The organism is Shewanella marina JCM 15074 (genome assembly GCF_000614975.1).
GTDB lineage: Bacteria > Pseudomonadota > Gammaproteobacteria > Enterobacterales > Shewanellaceae > Shewanella > Shewanella marina.
On record NZ_BALM01000021.1, the window covers coordinates 53,187 to 70,038 of the forward strand.

9 protein-coding genes and 3 pseudogenes are annotated in these 16,852 nt (G+C 41.0%); 9 read left to right on the plus strand and 3 right to left on the minus strand.

The genetic code is table 11. The annotated features are described in order from the left end of the window. Position 1 precedes the first annotated feature (1 nt). Both guaA and tadA read left to right on the plus strand, forming a co-directional pair. Positions 2 to 1,578: pseudogene (gene guaA / locus JCM15074_RS22385) on the plus strand (glutamine-hydrolyzing GMP synthase). A 66-nt stretch (positions 1,579 to 1,644) separates the two neighbouring features. After that, positions 1,645 to 2,148, plus strand: a complete 504-nt coding sequence (tadA, locus tag JCM15074_RS14795) for a tRNA adenosine(34) deaminase TadA (RefSeq protein ID WP_084267027.1) — start codon at positions 1,645 to 1,647, stop codon at positions 2,146 to 2,148. Here tadA and JCM15074_RS25275 read toward each other — a convergent pair. Further along, entirely contained in the window at positions 2,127 to 2,261 is a 135-nt protein-coding gene (locus tag JCM15074_RS25275; RefSeq protein ID WP_267880186.1) for a hypothetical protein, read from the minus strand. The two genes, tadA and JCM15074_RS25275, sit on opposite strands and share 22 nt — an antisense overlap. A gap of 184 nt (positions 2,262 to 2,445) precedes the next feature. After that, positions 2,446 to 3,929, minus strand: a pseudogene (gene mltF / locus JCM15074_RS22390) (membrane-bound lytic murein transglycosylase MltF). Between the two features lie 235 nt (positions 3,930 to 4,164). Between mltF and purL the strand changes: the two are divergent. The 7 genes and pseudogenes from purL (at position 4,165) to JCM15074_RS14850 (ending at position 15,912) form a co-directional block, all read left to right on the plus strand. Further along, positions 4,165 to 8,046 (plus strand): phosphoribosylformylglycinamidine synthase, encoded by a 3,882-nt coding sequence (gene purL, locus JCM15074_RS14810; protein ID WP_025822005.1) that lies wholly within the window; start codon positions 4,165 to 4,167, stop codon positions 8,044 to 8,046. A 1,118-nt stretch (positions 8,047 to 9,164) separates the two neighbouring features. Beyond that, a pseudogene (locus JCM15074_RS22395) lies at positions 9,165 to 10,720 on the plus strand (cytochrome ubiquinol oxidase subunit I). 15 nt (positions 10,721 to 10,735) lie between these two features. Then, a complete protein-coding gene (gene cydB, locus JCM15074_RS14825) occupies positions 10,736 to 11,875 on the plus strand; it encodes a cytochrome d ubiquinol oxidase subunit II (protein WP_025822007.1) in 1,140 nt (379 codons plus the stop codon). A 17-nt stretch (positions 11,876 to 11,892) separates the two neighbouring features. Then, complete coding sequence (cydX, locus tag JCM15074_RS24045; protein WP_025822009.1) at positions 11,893 to 12,006, plus strand: cytochrome bd-I oxidase subunit CydX; 114 nt, start codon at positions 11,893 to 11,895, stop codon at positions 12,004 to 12,006. A gap of 603 nt (positions 12,007 to 12,609) precedes the next feature. Beyond that, entirely contained in the window at positions 12,610 to 14,169 is a 1,560-nt protein-coding gene (locus JCM15074_RS14835) for a cytochrome ubiquinol oxidase subunit I (protein ID WP_025822011.1), read from the plus strand. 15 nt (positions 14,170 to 14,184) lie between these two features. Beyond that, positions 14,185 to 15,324 (plus strand): cytochrome d ubiquinol oxidase subunit II, encoded by a 1,140-nt coding sequence (gene cydB, locus JCM15074_RS14840; protein WP_025822013.1) that lies wholly within the window; start codon positions 14,185 to 14,187, stop codon positions 15,322 to 15,324. Positions 15,325 to 15,663: 339 nt separating this feature from the next. Further along, positions 15,664 to 15,912, plus strand: coding sequence for an HP1242/YdcH family protein (locus JCM15074_RS14850; protein WP_025822015.1), 249 nt, complete (start codon positions 15,664 to 15,666; stop codon positions 15,910 to 15,912). Between the two features lie 43 nt (positions 15,913 to 15,955). On the opposite strand, the gene JCM15074_RS14855 is transcribed toward JCM15074_RS14850, so the two are convergent. Then, complete coding sequence (locus JCM15074_RS14855; RefSeq protein ID WP_025822016.1) at positions 15,956 to 16,600, minus strand: putative outer membrane beta-barrel protein; 645 nt, start codon at positions 16,598 to 16,600, stop codon at positions 15,956 to 15,958. Between the last annotated feature and the right edge of the window lie 252 nt (positions 16,601 to 16,852).

A 16,852-nucleotide genomic window follows, 5' to 3' on the forward strand; every position in this document is an offset into this window, starting at 1 on the left:
CATGAGCAATATTCATGAGCATAAAATCCTGATCCTTGATTTTGGTTCTCAGTACACTCAACTTATCGCCCGCCGAATTCGTGAAATTGGCGTTTATTGTGAATTATGGGCTTGGGATGTATCCGAAGCACAAATTCGAGAGTTTGCCCCTAACGGTATTATTCTTGCTGGCGGACCTGAAAGTGTTACAGAGGAGAATTCTCCTCGGGCTCCTGAGTATGTATTCACTGCTGGCGTACCTGTATTTGGTATTTGCTACGGTATGCAAACCATGTCTGAACAGCTGGGTGGCAAGGTTATCCAAGGTGTTGGTGAACGTGAGTTTGGTTATGCTCAAGTTGAAGTTTTAACCCAATCAGCATTATTCAAAGATATTCAAGATGCACTGACTGAAAATGGTCAGCCGCTACTTGATGTATGGATGAGTCATGGTGATAAAGTTTCTGAAATCCCTACAGATTTTATTGCAGTAGCAAAAACAGACACTTGTCCATTTGCTGCAATGGCAAATGAACAGAAGCGTTTTTATGGTGTGCAGTTCCACCCTGAAGTGACGCATACTCGTCAAGGTATGCGTATGCTTGAGCACTTTGTACTTGATATTTGTGAGTGCGAAGCAAAATGGAAACCTGCATCAATCATTGAAGACGCAATTGAACGTATTAAAGCCCAAGTGGGTGATGATGAAGTGATTCTTGGCTTATCTGGTGGTGTTGATTCATCAGTTGTGGCTATGCTTTTACATCGTGCAATTGGTCCTAAGTTAACATGTGTATTTGTTGATAATGGTTTATTACGTCTAAACGAAGCTGATCAAGTACTAGAGATGTTTGGTGATCGTTTTGGTTTAAACATTGTGCATGTTGAAGCGGAACAACGTTTCTTAGATGCGCTTGCAGGTGAAAATGATCCTGAAACTAAGCGTAAGATCATTGGCCGCGTATTCGTTGAGATTTTTGATGAAGAATCTCAAAAGTGCGTTAATGCTAAATGGTTAGCACAAGGGACTATTTACCCAGACGTTATTGAGTCAGCGGGTAGTGCAACAGGTAAAGCACACGTGATTAAGTCACACCACAATGTGGGCGGTTTACCTGATGATATGGCAATGGGCTTAGTTGAACCTTTACGTGAACTATTTAAAGATGAAGTGCGTAAAATTGGTTTAGAACTTGGTTTACCATACGAAATGCTTTACCGTCATCCATTCCCAGGCCCAGGTCTTGGTGTGCGTGTACTGGGTGAAGTAAAGAAAGAGTATTGCGATCTATTACGTCGTGCTGATGCTATCTTTATTGAAGAACTGCACCGTGCAGATCTTTACCATAAAGTCAGTCAGGCATTTACCGTGTTCTTACCTGTACGTTCAGTTGGCGTAATGGGTGATGGTCGTAAATATGATTGGGTTGTATCATTACGAGCTGTTGAAACAATCGACTTTATGACTGCGCATTGGCACATTTACCTTATGATTTCTTGGGTCGTGTATCTAATCGAATTATCAATGAAGTAGATGGTATTTCACGCGTTGTTTATGATGTATCAGGCAAGCCACCAGCGACTATTGAGTGGGAATAATTCCAGTTATTAGTTACTAAATTTAAAGGGCGCGATTAGCGCCCTTTTTAATGAAAGGAAAATGTTGTGCAACAAGTTGAACGTGATCAGTTTTGGATGCAAAAAGCGATAGATATGGCGGCCAAAGCAGAAGCTCATGGCGAAGTACCTGTTGGTGCTATCTTAGTGAAAGACGATGAGATTATTGCCGCAGGATTTAATCATTGTATTGGTTTGCATGATCCTACTGCACACGCAGAGATGCAATGTATAAGACAGGCAGGGTCGATTTTACAGAACTATCGGCTACTGGATACCACTATGTACATTACTTTAGAGCCGTGTGCGATGTGCGCCGGAGCAATGGTGCATGGCCGAGTCGGACGGGTGGTTTTTGGTGCGAGAGATTTAAAAACGGGGGCAGCAGGTTCAGTTTTTAATATTTTACAGCATCCACAATCAAATCATCAGCCAGAAGTTGTTGAAGGTGTTCTAGCTGATGATTGTGGTGCGCAACTAAGTCAATTCTTTAAGCGCCGTCGTGCTGAAAAAAAAGCACTTAAGCAAAATCAAGCACAAGGTGCATCTTGAGGCTGCAAGAAATTAAAAAATAGTTTATGACGATATAGCGCTCTCTTACGTACTTGATTATCTCGCATACGGCGACGGGCTTGCATATTGCTACGAACGACTCTTTTTTTCATGGTAATCCTTGGCAGTACAGTGTCAGACTTTTATATTAGCAGTTAATATCTAAACTACCTGATGTTACTATTTTCAGAAGTGCTTAAGCAAGTCCAATTCTAGGCGCATCTATGTCTTGTTTAAAGCACATTCAATTTCTACGGAGTTCTGCAACCTCAGGTCGCTTGGGTATAGATATTGCGTTTAATCTACCAGAGTCAAGATTGGACGTAAGCGATTATATAGTGTTGTGACAGACACTGGTTCTGTGGCTTCTATTTTATCGCTTTGTTCATCAGTAAAGGGGGCTTTTAACGGTTGCATCAAATCAAGTTTATGCTGATTTTTTTGGCTATCTAACCACACGAGAGTGTCATAATAGCGACGAATACTATCAACATAATGTACCGCTTCACTGCCTCTGGCATACCCATAACGGGTATTTTTGTAATACTGACGTTTCTGTAATAATGGCAGCACCTGTTTGACATCTCGCCATGCACTTGGTTTAATCCTTTACTCTGTGCAAGTTTTCGCGCATCTTCAACATGGCCAAAACCGATGTTGTACGAGGCCAGCGCAAACCACATTCGTTGGTTTTCAGGTATTGATTCTGGCAAGCGTTTCAGAATTTTTTCAAGGTATTTAGCACCGCCTTTAATACTTTGTTCGGCATCAAGGCGATTGACGATACCCATCTGCTTGGCGGTAGGTAAGGTCAGCATCATCATTCCCCGTACTCCAGTGGGAGAACGAGCATGTGGGTTCCAGTGCGATTCTTGATAACTGGTTGCCGCTAATTTACGCCAATCTAGTTCACCTGCATAATTTTCAAATAAAGGCTGATATTTAGGTAGTTTACTGTTAACTGCACGAATAAAAGCGCGAGTATCAACGTAATCAAAGCGCTTCACATGACCAAAATATTTCTCATCTAAGTGTTCAAGCGTGCCAGCTTGTTGCTGTTGATGCCAAAATGCCAATAATTTACTCATCAATATATCGCTGTCTGTGGCTCGTAATAGCCATACGATAGGTTGATCTTCAATTAAGGTGATGCCTTGACGTAACTCCGGCATATAACGGCGATTGATATCAAGTGTGGTTGAATCAGTGATACTGTAATTGAGTTCACCGTCATCAATCATCGCTAGAATTTCTTCACTGTCTTTATCATCAATGGTTTGCCAAGCGAGTTGTGGGTGTTTATTTTTAAGGGCATTTAATGTTTCTACAAATGATGAATTGGCAACAACAGTAATCCCTTTAATTTCCCATAGATTCTTAGAGGGTCTTGCACCTTGGCGATAGACTAACACCTGATCGGCATCATATAAGGTGGGGCCAATTCTAAAATGTTTACGTCGCTCTGGTGTATCCGCTAAACCTGCCGCAATAATATCAATATCGCCATTTTGTAGGGCAGTGTAGAGATCATCAATACTAATATAGGGCTGCATATATAAGTCGACCCCAAGAAACTTGGCAAATTTATCAGCTAAATCATAATCGAAACCACTGTAACCTTGGCCGGTACTGATATAGCTTTGTGCGCCATAGAGTGTACCCACAGTGAGGACACTGAGGTCTTTTTTGTTTTTAGTTGGCTTTGGCAATGTGGTTTCAGAGGTTTCAAAACAGCCAGATAATGCTGAAATACACACAAGCGTTATAATAATTCTTTTCATAAATAAGGTGTATGTTACCTAAAAGCGTCAGGTTATTTGCTGTATTCGCAATTGTTATATTTTGTTTTTACTCTTATTAGAGTATGAGCATGACGTTGTTATTTTAGCTTAACTCTTTTTATATCACAGGAAACTGTTTTTTGAACTGCGTATGATGATGATTTGTTAAACATCTTTCCCTATAATAGCGGCCAAATCATACCCTGCAAATATAATAAAAAGGTGAAAATACGTGATGGAAATCATCCGCGGAGCGCCTGCACTGTCTTTATTCAAAGTGCAAAAGCTGATGGCTGCTTGTGTTAGTGCAGATTTACCAGTTAATAATATCTACGCTGAATATATCCATTTAGCAGATTTAACAAGTGAACTTGAACTACATGAATCAACAACCCTACATAAGTTACTGACTTATGGCCCACAAATAGAATCACACTCGCCGCAAGGCACATTGCTCTTCGTCACTCCCCGTCCTGGTACCATTTCGCCTTGGTCTTCTAAAGCCACTGATATTGCTAAAAATTGCGGCTTAAAAAAAGTCAAAAGATTAGAGCGTGGTATTGCTTATTATATACAAAGTGAACCACTTAGTGTTACCCAACAACAAAATTTGTCGTCATTGCTGCATGATCGCATGATGGAAGTCGTATTAGACAATTTTGAACAAGCGCAATCTTTATTTACTCGCACAGCGGCAAAACCTTTCACTAGCGTTGATATTTTAGCGCAAGGTCGGGGGGCGTTAGAGCAGGCAAATATCAATTTAGGTTTGGCGTTAGCTGAAGATGAAATTGATTACTTAGTGGAAAACTTTACGCGTTTAGAGCGCAACCCGAACGATATTGAGTTGATGATGTTTGCTCAAGCAAACTCTGAGCATTGTCGCCATAAGATTTTTAATGCCGATTGGACGATTGACGGGGTTGAACAGCCTAAATCGCTGTTCAAAATGATCAAGAATACGTTTGAGCAAACACCTGATCATGTGTTATCTGCATATAAAGATAACGCGGCAGTTATGGAGGGAAGTGTCGCAGGTCGCTTTTTCCCTGATCAGCAAGGTGTCTATCAGTATCATGCTGAACCCATGCATATTTTAATGAAGGTTGAAACCCATAACCATCCGACGGCAATTAGCCCATACCCTGGTGCCGCTACAGGTTCAGGCGGTGAAATTCGTGATGAAGGCGCAACTGGCCGAGGTTCAAAACCGAAAGCAGGTTTAGTGGGTTTTAGTGTCTCGAATTTGAATATTCCGGGCTTTGAACAGCCATGGGAAGTGAATTATGGCAAACCCGATCGCATTGTTACGCCATTAGAGATTATGCTTGATGGCCCGTTAGGCGGTGCAGCGTTTAACAATGAATTTGGTCGCCCTGCTTTATTAGGCTATTTCCGTACTTATGAACAGCGTGTGACTAGCCACAATGGTGAAGAGGTACGTGGTTACCATAAACCGATTATGTTGGCGGGTGGCTTAGGTAATATCCGTGAAGAACATGTACAAAAAGGTGAAATCACCGTTGGTGCTAAGCTGATTGTACTGGGTGGCCCAGCGATGAACATTGGCTTAGGTGGCGGCGCAGCTTCATCTATGGCATCGGGTCAATCAAGTGAAGATCTTGACTTTGCTTCAGTGCAGCGTGAAAACCCAGAGATGGAGCGTCGTTGCCAAGAAGTTATCGATCGTTGCTGGCAGATGGGTGATGCGAACCCCATTCAATTTATTCATGATGTTGGTGCGGGCGGATTATCCAATGCTTTCCCTGAGTTAGTCAGTGATGCTGGCCGTGGTGGTAAGTTTGAATTGCGTAATGTGCCATCAGATGAGCCGGGAATGAGTCCGCTTGAAATCTGGTGTAATGAATCTCAAGAGCGTTATGTATTATCGGTTGCTGCTGAAAATCTTGATACTTTTGCTCAGATTTGTGCGCGTGAACGTGCGCCATTCTCTGTTGTCGGTGAAGCGACAGCAGAGCAGGATCTTATTCTGTCTGATGAGCAATTTGATAATAACCCAATTGATTTACCGCTTGAAGTGCTGCTAGGTAAAGCCCCTAAAATGAGCCGTGATGTGGTATCAAGTAAAGCGGTTTCTGCACCACTTGAACAGGCTAATATTACCGTAGCTGAAGCCGTCAAGCGGATATTAAGCTTACCGACCGTTGCGGACAAATCGTTTTTGATTACCATTGGTGATCGCAGTGTAACGGGTCTCGTTAACCGTGATCAAATGGTTGGCCCTTGGCAAGTTCCAGTTGCTGATTGTGCGGTTACGGCAGCGAGTTTTGACAGTTATAGTGGCGAGGCCATGTCATTAGGTGAACGTACACCATTAGCCTTATTAGACTTTGCCGCATCTGCGCGTATGGCGGTTGCCGAAGCGATTATGAATATGGCAGGGACCGATATTGGTTCGCTTAAACGGATCAAACTGTCGGCTAACTGGATGAGTGCGGCAGGTCACCCTGGTGAAGACGCAGGCCTTTATGAAGCAGTAAAAGCGATTGGTGAAGAGCTATGCCCTGAACTTGATTTGACTATCCCGGTAGGGAAAGATTCAATGTCAATGAAGACCGCATGGCAACAAGATGGTGAACAAAAGTCTGTGACATCACCAATGTCGTTGTTGATTACTGCATTTGGTGTGGTTCAAGATATTCGTAAAACAGTGACACCTGAGCTGCGCGGTGATTTAGGTGAGACTCAGCTATTACTGGTGGATTTAAGTGCGGGTCAGCAGCGACTCGGGGGTTCTTGCTTAGCTCAAGTCTTTGGTGAGTTAGGTGACTTAGCGCCTGATTTAGCTAATCCAACATTATTACGTAATTTCTTTGAAGTGACCCAAGAGTTAGTGGCAAAGCAGGCCATTATTGCCTATCACGACCGCAGTGACGGCGGCTTATTTACCAGCTTAGTTGAAATGGCATTTGCCGGACAAACGGGGTTAGATATTGATGTCGCTGCACTCGATGGTACTGATTTAGCTCGTTTATTTAATGAAGAGCTTGGCGCTGTAATTCAAGTTAAGTGTGAGCACGTTGCTGCTATTATTGAGCAATACCAGCTTAAAGGTTTAGCTTGTCATCAAGTTGCAACATTAAATTCAACTAAACAGATTAATATCAATGATGGTGAGCGCGCTATCTTTAGTGACGCTTTAGCACAGTTACGTCAGTTATGGTCTGCAACGAGTTATCAAATGCAAGCACTACGTGATAACCCTGAATGTGCTTTAGAAGAGTTTAATATTGCATGTGATAGTAATGACTTAGGATTAACGACAAAGTTAACCTTTGATCCAAGTGAAGATGTGAGCGCCCCATTACTTAACTTAGGCGCGGCGCCTAAAATGGCCATTTTGCGTGAGCAAGGAGTAAATTCACATTTAGAGATGGCTGCGGCATTTGATCGCGCAGGCTTTGAAAGTGTTGATGTGCATATGAGCGACGTCTTATCAGGCCGAATTAGCTTAGCAAGTTTCCAAGGTTTGGTTGCTTGTGGTGGTTTCTCGTATGGTGATGTGCTTGGTGCTGGTGAAGGTTGGGCGAAGTCGATTTTATTTAATGAACAAGCTCGTATTGAGTTTAGTCGTTTCTTTGAACGTCAATCAACCATTGCCTTAGGCGTTTGTAACGGTTGTCAGATGCTCTCTAACTTAAAAGAGATCATTCCTGGTACTGAATTGTGGCCACATTTTGTGCGTAATCGCTCGGAACGATTTGAAGCGCGTTTCAGTTTAGTTGAAGTACAACAAAGCCAATCATTATTCTTTGATGGTATGGCGGGGTCAATGATGCCAATTGCGGTGTCACATGGGGAAGGCCGAGCAGAATTTAAAGATGCCGAGCAACTAGCGCAATTGAATGCTGCTGGCATGACAACTTTAAGATATGTGACTGCTGATGGCAAAATTGCACAGTTGTACCCACAAAATCCAAACGGTTCACCTGAAGGCTTAACGGGTATTTGTAGCAGTGATGGACGTGTGTCATTAATGATGCCACATCCTGAGCGAGTGTTTAGAACGGTTGCTAACTCATGGCATCCTGACTCATGGGGTGAAGACAGCCCATGGATGCGGATGTTCCGTAATGCGCGGGTTAAATTAGGTTAACATTAGACAAATACTAAAAAAGCACCTTTCTAAGGTGCTTTTTTTATAGCGGCTAATTTGGATAAATACGGCTAATCAAACAAATCATTAACATAACTCTGAAGTCGTTAAAATCACAAGTTATTGCTTTTATCTATTTTTGCAAATTAGCGCCAATAAAAAACCCCTCATTTTTTGCAAAATGAGGGGCGTTTTGCGCTAACAAAACATTTTTTATCACATCAAAAGGTAACTGCTTATAGTTCTCTAGCAGTATACATTTCAACGAAAACACGCTTGTAGCCTACAACTAAACGATCAAATAACTTTTTCATATCTATTATCTCCACACAAAATTTGAATTGAGTGCGCGGAGTGGGTTTGCTGGGCTACTTCACCAGGTTGTATAAACCGTCTCCTGAACACGGGGCGTATATTAAGCTTGTTCATGTGAGTGTTCAAACGAGTAAAATTGTGATTTCACATTAAAAAAACTAATCCATTATATGATTTATCCTTGTCTGTTATTTACTAATTTTTATTAGTGTCATGAAATATAAGTTTATTTTTAATTGTGTCAAAAATGTTACTGGTAAATATTCTAACTCAAACTTAAAAATAAAATGTTTTTTCAATCGGTATGTAGACGTTTTATTGTGAACGTCTTATTTCTGGGTGTTACTGTCATTTGTTAAATTCTCCCTATCATTAGTGTTTGTGGTTGGCAATCGGTTGTTATTGCGTGATGTGATGCAGTTAAACAAAATGCGTTCTTTATCTGTGATTGATTGATTTAGATCATAAAATGAAATGTACATTTTTAAGGCTAAAAAACGATAACTTATAGCTAAGTAGTTGATTTTAATTTTTAAATGTTAATTTGCTTATATAAAGGTTTGATTCTGGTTTTTAATATCACACAATGTGCAAACAATGTGATTGCTGACACATTTTTGTGTAAAAATAACATGTTTTAGGTGTTATCTTTGTGGAAGCTGGCAAAATCAGTAAAAAGGCGGTTTATCTTTGCTTTAAACCGCGTTAAACAATGTAGCAATCGCTAAATTAAGCTATGAAGCACTAAGTTGTGATGTAACAAAATACTCACATTAGGATACGCACCACGTAAGGAGTCACCAATGATTGTTGAAGAGGTTGTTGAGCTATCGCGCTTGCAGTTTGCGCTAACGGCCATGTATCACTTCCTGTTTGTACCGCTAACTCTCGGGTTGGCATTTTTGCTTGCTATTATGGAATCACTTTATGTGATGACTAATAAGCAAATCTATAAAGATATGACCAAGTTCTGGGGTAAGTTATTCGGTATTAACTTTGCGCTAGGTGTCACAACTGGTTTAGCAATGGAATTCCAGTTCGGTACTAACTGGGCTTACTTCTCTCATTACGTAGGAGATATTTTTGGCGCACCACTAGCGATTGAAGGCCTAATGGCATTCTTCTTAGAATCTACCTTAGTGGGTATGTTCTTCTTTGGTTGGGATCGTTTCAGCAAACGTCAGCATCTTGCGGTGACTTGGTTAGTGGCAATCGCTTCTAACATGTCTGCATTGTGGATCTTGGTTGCTAATGGTTGGATGCAAAACCCTGTGGGCTCAATCTTCAATTACGAAACCATGCGTATGGAGATGACAAGCTTTGCTGATGTGCTATTTAACCCTGTTGCTCAGGTTAAGTTTGTACACACAGTAGCATCGGGTTATGTGGCTGGCGCGATGTTTGTACTATCAATTAGTGCTTACTATATTCTTAAAAAGCGTGATTTACCGTTTGCTCGTCGTTCATTTGCAATTGCAGCAAGCTTTGGTTTGGCGTCAATTTTATCAGTAATGGTATTAGGCGACGAATCTGGCTATGAAGTAGGTGAAGTACAGAAGGTGAAACTTGCAGCTGTTGAAGCTGAATGGCACACAGAACCTGCTCCAGCGGCATTTACTGCATTTGGTTTCCCTAATCAAGAAACGATGGAAACGGATTACGCGGTTAAGATCCTTATTTAATGGGGATTATTGCAACACGTTCATTAGATGAGCAAGTGACGGGTATTCGTGACTTAGTGGTTGATCATGAAGTACGTATTCGTAATGGTATGAAAGCATATGCAATGCTTGAACAACTACGCGCGGGTAATGAGACTCCTGAGCTACGCGCACAGTTTGAAGCGGCTAAAGTTGACTTAGGTTACGGCTTATTACTGAAGCGTTATACCAATGATGTGGTTGATGCGACTGAAGAGCAGATCAAAGCGGCTGCACTTGATTCTATTCCGAATGTAGCGCCTATGTTCTGGAGTTTCCGCGTGATGGTTGGCTTAGGCATGGTGATGTTATTTGTATTTGCTGCTGCGTTCTGGCAAAGCACACGTCATAAGATCGATGAAAAGCCGTGGGTACTAAAAGCTGCACTATACAGTTTACCACTACCTTGGATCGCGATTGAGTGTGGTTGGTTTGTGGCTGAATATGGCCGTCAACCATGGACGATTTCTGAAGTGTTACCTACCTTTATGTCGTCATCAAGTCTGACAACGGGTGATGTATGGTTCAGTATCATCTCTATTACCGTGTTCTACACTATTTTATTGGCGATTGAGATGTTCTTAATGTTCAAGTTTGCTCGTCTTGGCCCAAGTAGCCTAAAGACGGGTCGTTATCACTTTGAAAAACTTGAAGCTTAAGCGAGGGATGCAGTTATGTTTGACTATGAAATACTAAGATTTATTTGGTGGGCATTAGTCGGTGTGCTTTTCATCGGTTTTGCTGTAACAGACGGTTTCGATATGGGTGTTGGTGCGTTATTACCTATTATTGGTAAAGACGATACTGAACGCCGCATTATGATCAACTCTATCGCCCCGCATTGGGATGGTAACCAAGTGTGGTTGATCACTGCCGGTGGTGCATTATTTGCAGCATGGCCAACAGTTTATGCCGTGTCATTCTCTGGCTTTTATATCGCGATGATGTTGACTCTATTTGCACTGTTTTTACGTCCAGTAGGTTTTGACTATCGTTCAAAGATTGAAGATCCAAGATGGCGTAAAGCATGGGATTGGGCATTATTCGTTGGTGGCTTTGTACCGCCGTTAATCATCGGTGTTGCATTCGGTAACTTATTACAAGGTGTACCATTCACATTTGATGAATATATGCGCGTAAGCTACGAAGGTAACTTCTTTGGTTTACTTAATCCGTTTGGCTTACTTGCTGGTTTGGTCAGTGTCTCTATGTTTATGATGCAAGGTGCATCATGGTTACAGATGAAGACTGAAGGTGAACTACGAGCACGTGCTGCGTTAGCGAGTCAAATTGCTGCATTTGCATTATTCACTTTATTTGGTATTGCTGGTGCTTGGCTATATATGGGAATTGATGGTTATACCGTTACTTCAACGATTGACACTTTTGCGGCGTCAAACCCAATGTTGAAAACGGTTGCGATTGAGCAAGGTGCTTGGTTGGTGAACTATGATAAATACCCAATCACGATGTTATTCCCTGTCTTAGGCTTAGCAATGCCACTATTAGTATTAGTGAGCAGTCGTTTAAACCGCAGTGGTTTCGCATTTTTATTTAGTTCAGTTTCGATTGCAGCGGTTATTTTGACGTGTGGTGCAGCGATGTTCCCATTTGTTATGCCGTCATCACTTGCGCCTAACTATAGTTTAACGATGTGGGATGCAACGGCGAGCGAAGTGACGCTAACTGTGATGACTGTGGCTGCAATTATTTTCGTACCAATAGTCCTTAGCTACACTCTTTGGACATATTGGAAGATGTATGGTCGTTTAAATCGTCAATTTATTGATGATAACAAGACTTCTCTTTACTAAGCATAGGAGTAATAACGATGTGGTATTTCGCATGGATTTTAGGTGTGTTACTAGCTTGTTCATTCGGCATTATTAATGCCCTATGGTTAGAAACGACTGAAAATATGGATCGTGAACAAGAGCAAGATTAATTGCCCTTGGTATTAAACGGTAAATGTTGTTAGTTATCGTTTAAACGTGACATTGGTTAACGCTCAGTATCGATTATGATGCTGAGCGTTTTTTTTTGTTAATTTTCTATGTATTTACAATGATTTAATCTTGTGTTAGGGGAAGATTAAAGTTTGTTAAACATTGCCTGATCTAAATAAAAAGTGTGATTTTGCTCACACACTCAATTGTGTTTTGATGTAACAATTTGTATCTAGCTAATCTGTTTTACTTCCTAGAATTGCATCTTTTAATCGAACTGTTGGTTAAATGAGCAATATTAAGGCTTAGAGGTCATTTCGACTCGATAAAGAGTTAACAAGCATAAAAAGTTAGTGGTTATCGGGTTGGATAGCATGGTGATACTCATTAAACGAGTCATATCAATTTATCTTCAATCTGCAAGTGTTAAGCGATATCCAATATCGTTAAATAGAAACACATAGGCCACCATTTTTACGTTTGTCATCTCGCCTCAAGTGGAATTGCAGTCATTAGAGAGTTTTTTGCGTTAACTATTTTATTCATTGTGCCCATTGGCATTAATGAAAGCGTTAATTTACGCACTATTTGAGGAGTGTGAGATGATTGTTGATCAGGTTGTCGAGTTGTCGCGTTTTCAGTTCGCGTTGACGGCCATGTACCATTTCTTGTTTGTTCCATTAACTTTAGGTTTAACCTTTTTGCTCGCGATTATGGAGTCACTGTATGTGATGACTAAGCGTGAAATCTATAAGGATATGACTAAGTTTTGGGGTAAATTATTTGCCATTAACTTTGCGCTGGGTGTCACTACCGGTTTAGCAATGGAGTTCCAGTTTGGTACTAACTGGGCATATTACTCTCATTATGTGGGTGATATTTTTGGCGCGCCACTTGCGATTGAAGCATTAATGGCATTCTTCCTTGAATCTACCATGGTAGGTTTATTCTTCTTCGGTTGGGATCGTTTAAGCAAGCATCAGCATTTGGCTGTGACTTGGTTAGTGGCGATTGGTACTAACCTATCTGCATTGTGGATTTTAGTCGCAAACGGTTGGATGCAAAACCCAGTGGGTTCTGTATTTGATTACCAAACTATGCGCATGGAGATGGTGAGCTTCATGGATGTGGTACTTAATCCTGTCGCTCAGGTTAAGTTCGTCCACACTATCGCTTCAGGCTACGTTGCTGGTGCAATGTTTGTGATGTCTATCAGTGCGTTCTACCTACTTAAGAAGCGTGATATCGCTTTTGCTCGTCGCTCATTCGCGATTGCAGCAAGCTTCGGCCTAGCATCTATTTTACTGGTAATGGTAATGGGTGATGAATCTGGCTATGAAGTGGGTAAAGTGCAACCTGTTAAATTAGCAGCGATGGAAGCTGAGTGGAATACTGAGCCTGCTCCTGCGGCAATGACAGTATTTGGCTTCCCAAATGATCAAACTATGACGACTGAAGCTGCTGTTAAAGTGCCGTATGTTATGGGCTTAATTGCAACACGTTCAACTGATACTCCAGTGATGGGTATCCATCAGTTGATTGAACGTAATGCTGTTCGTATTCGTAATGGTATGAAAGCTTATGGTTATTTAACACAGCTACGTGCGGGTGATAAATCGCCTGAAGTTCAAGCTGCATTTGATAAGACCAAAGTGGATTTGGGTTATGGTTTATTATTAAAAGCCTATACCAATAAAGTTGTTGATGCGACTGACGCACAGGTTGCGGCTGCTGCGCGCATGACTATTCCAAATGTGGCACCACTATTCTTTAGCTTCCGTGTGATGGTAGGTATTGGCATGTTGTTAATGCTGATCTTTGCTTATTCATTCTGGCAAAGTGCACGCGATAAACTTCAAACTCAACCATGGTTCTTACGCTTAGTGTTATTTAGCTTACCGTTACCATTGATTGCTATTGAGTGTGGTTGGTTTGTTGCGGAGTATGGTCGTCAGCCTTGGACGATTACCGATGTGTTACCGACTATCATGTCTGCATCTACGTTATCGGTTGCCGATCTTTGGACCAGTATTATTGCTATTTCAGCGTTCTATACCGTGTTCTTGATTATTGAAGTGTTCCTTATGGTTAAGTTTGCCAAACAGGGGCCAAGCTCATTACACACTGGTCGTTATCACTTCGAACAGCAACAAGATGCTTAAGCAGGAGAGATAAGCATGATTGATTATGAAGCGTTACGTTTTATTTGGTGGATATTGCTTGGCGTACTATTTGTAGGCTTTGCGGTAACCGATGGTTTTGATATGGGTGTTGGTGCATTATTGCCATTCTTTGGTAAAAATGACACTGAGCGACGTGTGATGATTAACACCATCGCACCGCATTGGGACGGCAACCAAGTCTGGTTAATTACCGCTGGCGGTGCGCTATTTGCAGCATGGCCAACCGTATTTGGAGTGTCATTCTCAGGCTTCTACTTAGCGATGGTGATTGTGCTATTAGCACTTTATCTTCGCCCTGTGGGCTTTGACTACCGCTCTAAATTAGATAATACCCGCTGGCGTAAGTCTTGGGATTGGGCACTATGTGTCGGTGGCTTTGTACCGCCGCTTATCATTGGTGTTGCTTTTGGTAACCTATTACAAGGCGTACCGTTTAAGTTTGACGATATTATGCGTGCAACTTATGAAGGTAACTTATTAGGTTTGCTTAATCCATTTGGTATTTTATCTGGCTTAATGTGTGTGGCGATGTTTTTGATGCAGGGCAGCGTTTGGTTACAAATGAAAACCACTGCTGAAATGCGTCAACGTGCAAGTAAATACTCACTTGTATTTGCATTTATAGTGTTAGCACTGTTTGTGATTGCTGGTGCTTGGTTATATATGGGGATTGATGGTTATGCATTAGCATCTGTAATTGACCATAATGCACCATCTAATCCAATGGTTAAGAAAGTGGTCGTTGAAGCGGGTGCTTGGATGGTTAACTTTGATAAGTATCCAGTGACTCAAATCTTCCCATTACTTGCATTAGCCGGCCCAGTATTGGTGATGTTAATGAGTAAGTTTAACCGTAGCGGTTTTGCTTTCCTATTTAGCTCACTTACCGTGCTAGGTGTGATTGTGACTTGTGGTGTGATGATGTTCCCATTTGTGATGCCATCATCAATCGATCCAAATGTGAGTTTGACTATGTGGGATGCCACAGCAAGTAAATTCACTTTAGAAGTGATGACTGTTGCTGCAGCAATCTTTGTTCCTATCGTACTTGCTTATACATTGTGGGGTTACTACAAGATGTTTGGCCGTATCGATAGCAAGTTTGTTGAATCTAACACCACATCTCTTTATTAAGGACTGACAATATGCTTTATATTATCTGGGGATTAAGTTTCTTATTAGCGAGCTTTTTAGCCATTATTAGTGCGTTACGATTAGAAACCCGTGATGACAATATTAAACTCAATAAGTAGTTAGTCATTTTCGAAAAAAGCCAGTCGCATGCGACTGGCTTTTTTTATATCACAAATTAACACTCCTAAAACTTCAAGTTGTATGGCTACATTAAGTCAATATTCGACTAGGCTTAAGTTGGTGACATTAAAATCAACTTTTATTAATTGAAGCTTGGTTGCGATTAATGATGATAGTTTTGCTATCTATCGACTTTCATTTATAACTGAAGGGGTGATTATGTTAGGAGAGAATCATTTACTGGTATTGGAATTTCCAGAAGATGCAGAGTTAATTGAACACTTAAAGCAAAATGATGAAGCTTTTGCTCAAAAAGCCAAGCGTTATCATCAACTTGATCATACGATAAGAGGCCTTGAAGTCTCAAATGTGCCCACAACTGATGAAAATTTTATGCAGTTGAAATCAGAAAGAGTGGTCCTCAAAGATGAAATATACCAATACTTACAACAAATAAAAACGGGATAATCGGAACCATTTAATCAGCCCCGTATTGGGGCTGATTAGTATTTTAAAAACGATAACGATAACCTACCTGATAGTTAGTTTCTGCTAATGTATGCCAGTCACGATAACCCAAATTAAGCTCTAACGCAGAATGTTGGCCGAATAATATTTGATTATTAAGATTAAATTGATGTTGGCCGCCATTAGGGTAATCTGCATAGCGATAACTTGGCTGAGTTTGCAACCAAGTTGTCACAGCAAACGTAAGACCTGTTTCTAGTGCTACGCCACCATTATCATTTTTTCGATGTCCGCCAGAAGAAGTGGTGCGGTCAGCTTTGTAATTGGCATAACCAACGGCATTAAACCAGTGCAGATTTGATGTCACGGCAAGGTTATAGCCCGCAGCGTAAAAGTACTGGCTTAAGTCGGTTGACATACGAGTACTATAGTCATGATTGACTCTAACAAAAAACTGCTGATTTATGTGCCATTTAGCATCAATATAATAACCATGGAGATCTTTATTGACATCATTGTTATATAGCTCGCCAAAATAAGTTTGCATGCCATTTGCCGAGATTTTGCTATGTTGGCCGCCGACTGCAATATAAGACTGACTTATGGCAGCGTTACTGGTTGCTGTGGCTGAAAATGTGCTTAATAGGCTAATAACGGCTAGGCTGATTGTTATTTTATGAGTATCCATCTCTTTGTGCTCACTTTATAAGAATATTCTTGGATGCTAGGTTACGCAAAGTACTAATGCAAATATTGCTTTGCTAATCTAATTTATTGTTTAATCTGAATAATTATCAAATAACCCTATGATTATCAGGTGTGTGTTATTAAACATGGAGCAAACAAGATTAACTGGTTAGGGGCAGGGGATTTTTAACTGAAGGTTTAAAATGAAAGTGAATGTTTAAAATAATGAGCTGATTCGCATTAATCTATGCCT

Excerpts from the sequence above, each read along its gene's own strand:
- JCM15074_RS25275 (WP_267880186.1), bottom strand. The coding sequence starts at position 2,261 with ATGAAAAAAAGAGTCGTTCGTAGCAATATGCAAGCCCGTCGCCGTATG.
- purL (WP_025822005.1), top strand. The coding sequence starts at position 4,165 with ATGGAAATCATCCGCGGAGCGCCTGCACTGTCTTTATTCAAAGTGCAA.
- cydB (WP_025822007.1), top strand. The coding sequence starts at position 10,736 with ATGTTTGACTATGAAATACTAAGATTTATTTGGTGGGCATTAGTCGGT.
- cydX (WP_025822009.1), top strand. The coding sequence starts at position 11,893 with ATGTGGTATTTCGCATGGATTTTAGGTGTGTTACTAGCTTGTTCATTC.
- JCM15074_RS14835 (WP_025822011.1), top strand. The coding sequence starts at position 12,610 with ATGATTGTTGATCAGGTTGTCGAGTTGTCGCGTTTTCAGTTCGCGTTG.
- cydB (WP_025822013.1), top strand. The coding sequence starts at position 14,185 with ATGATTGATTATGAAGCGTTACGTTTTATTTGGTGGATATTGCTTGGC.
- JCM15074_RS14850 (WP_025822015.1), top strand. The coding sequence starts at position 15,664 with ATGTTAGGAGAGAATCATTTACTGGTATTGGAATTTCCAGAAGATGCA.
- JCM15074_RS14855 (WP_025822016.1), bottom strand. The coding sequence starts at position 16,600 with ATGGATACTCATAAAATAACAATCAGCCTAGCCGTTATTAGCCTATTA.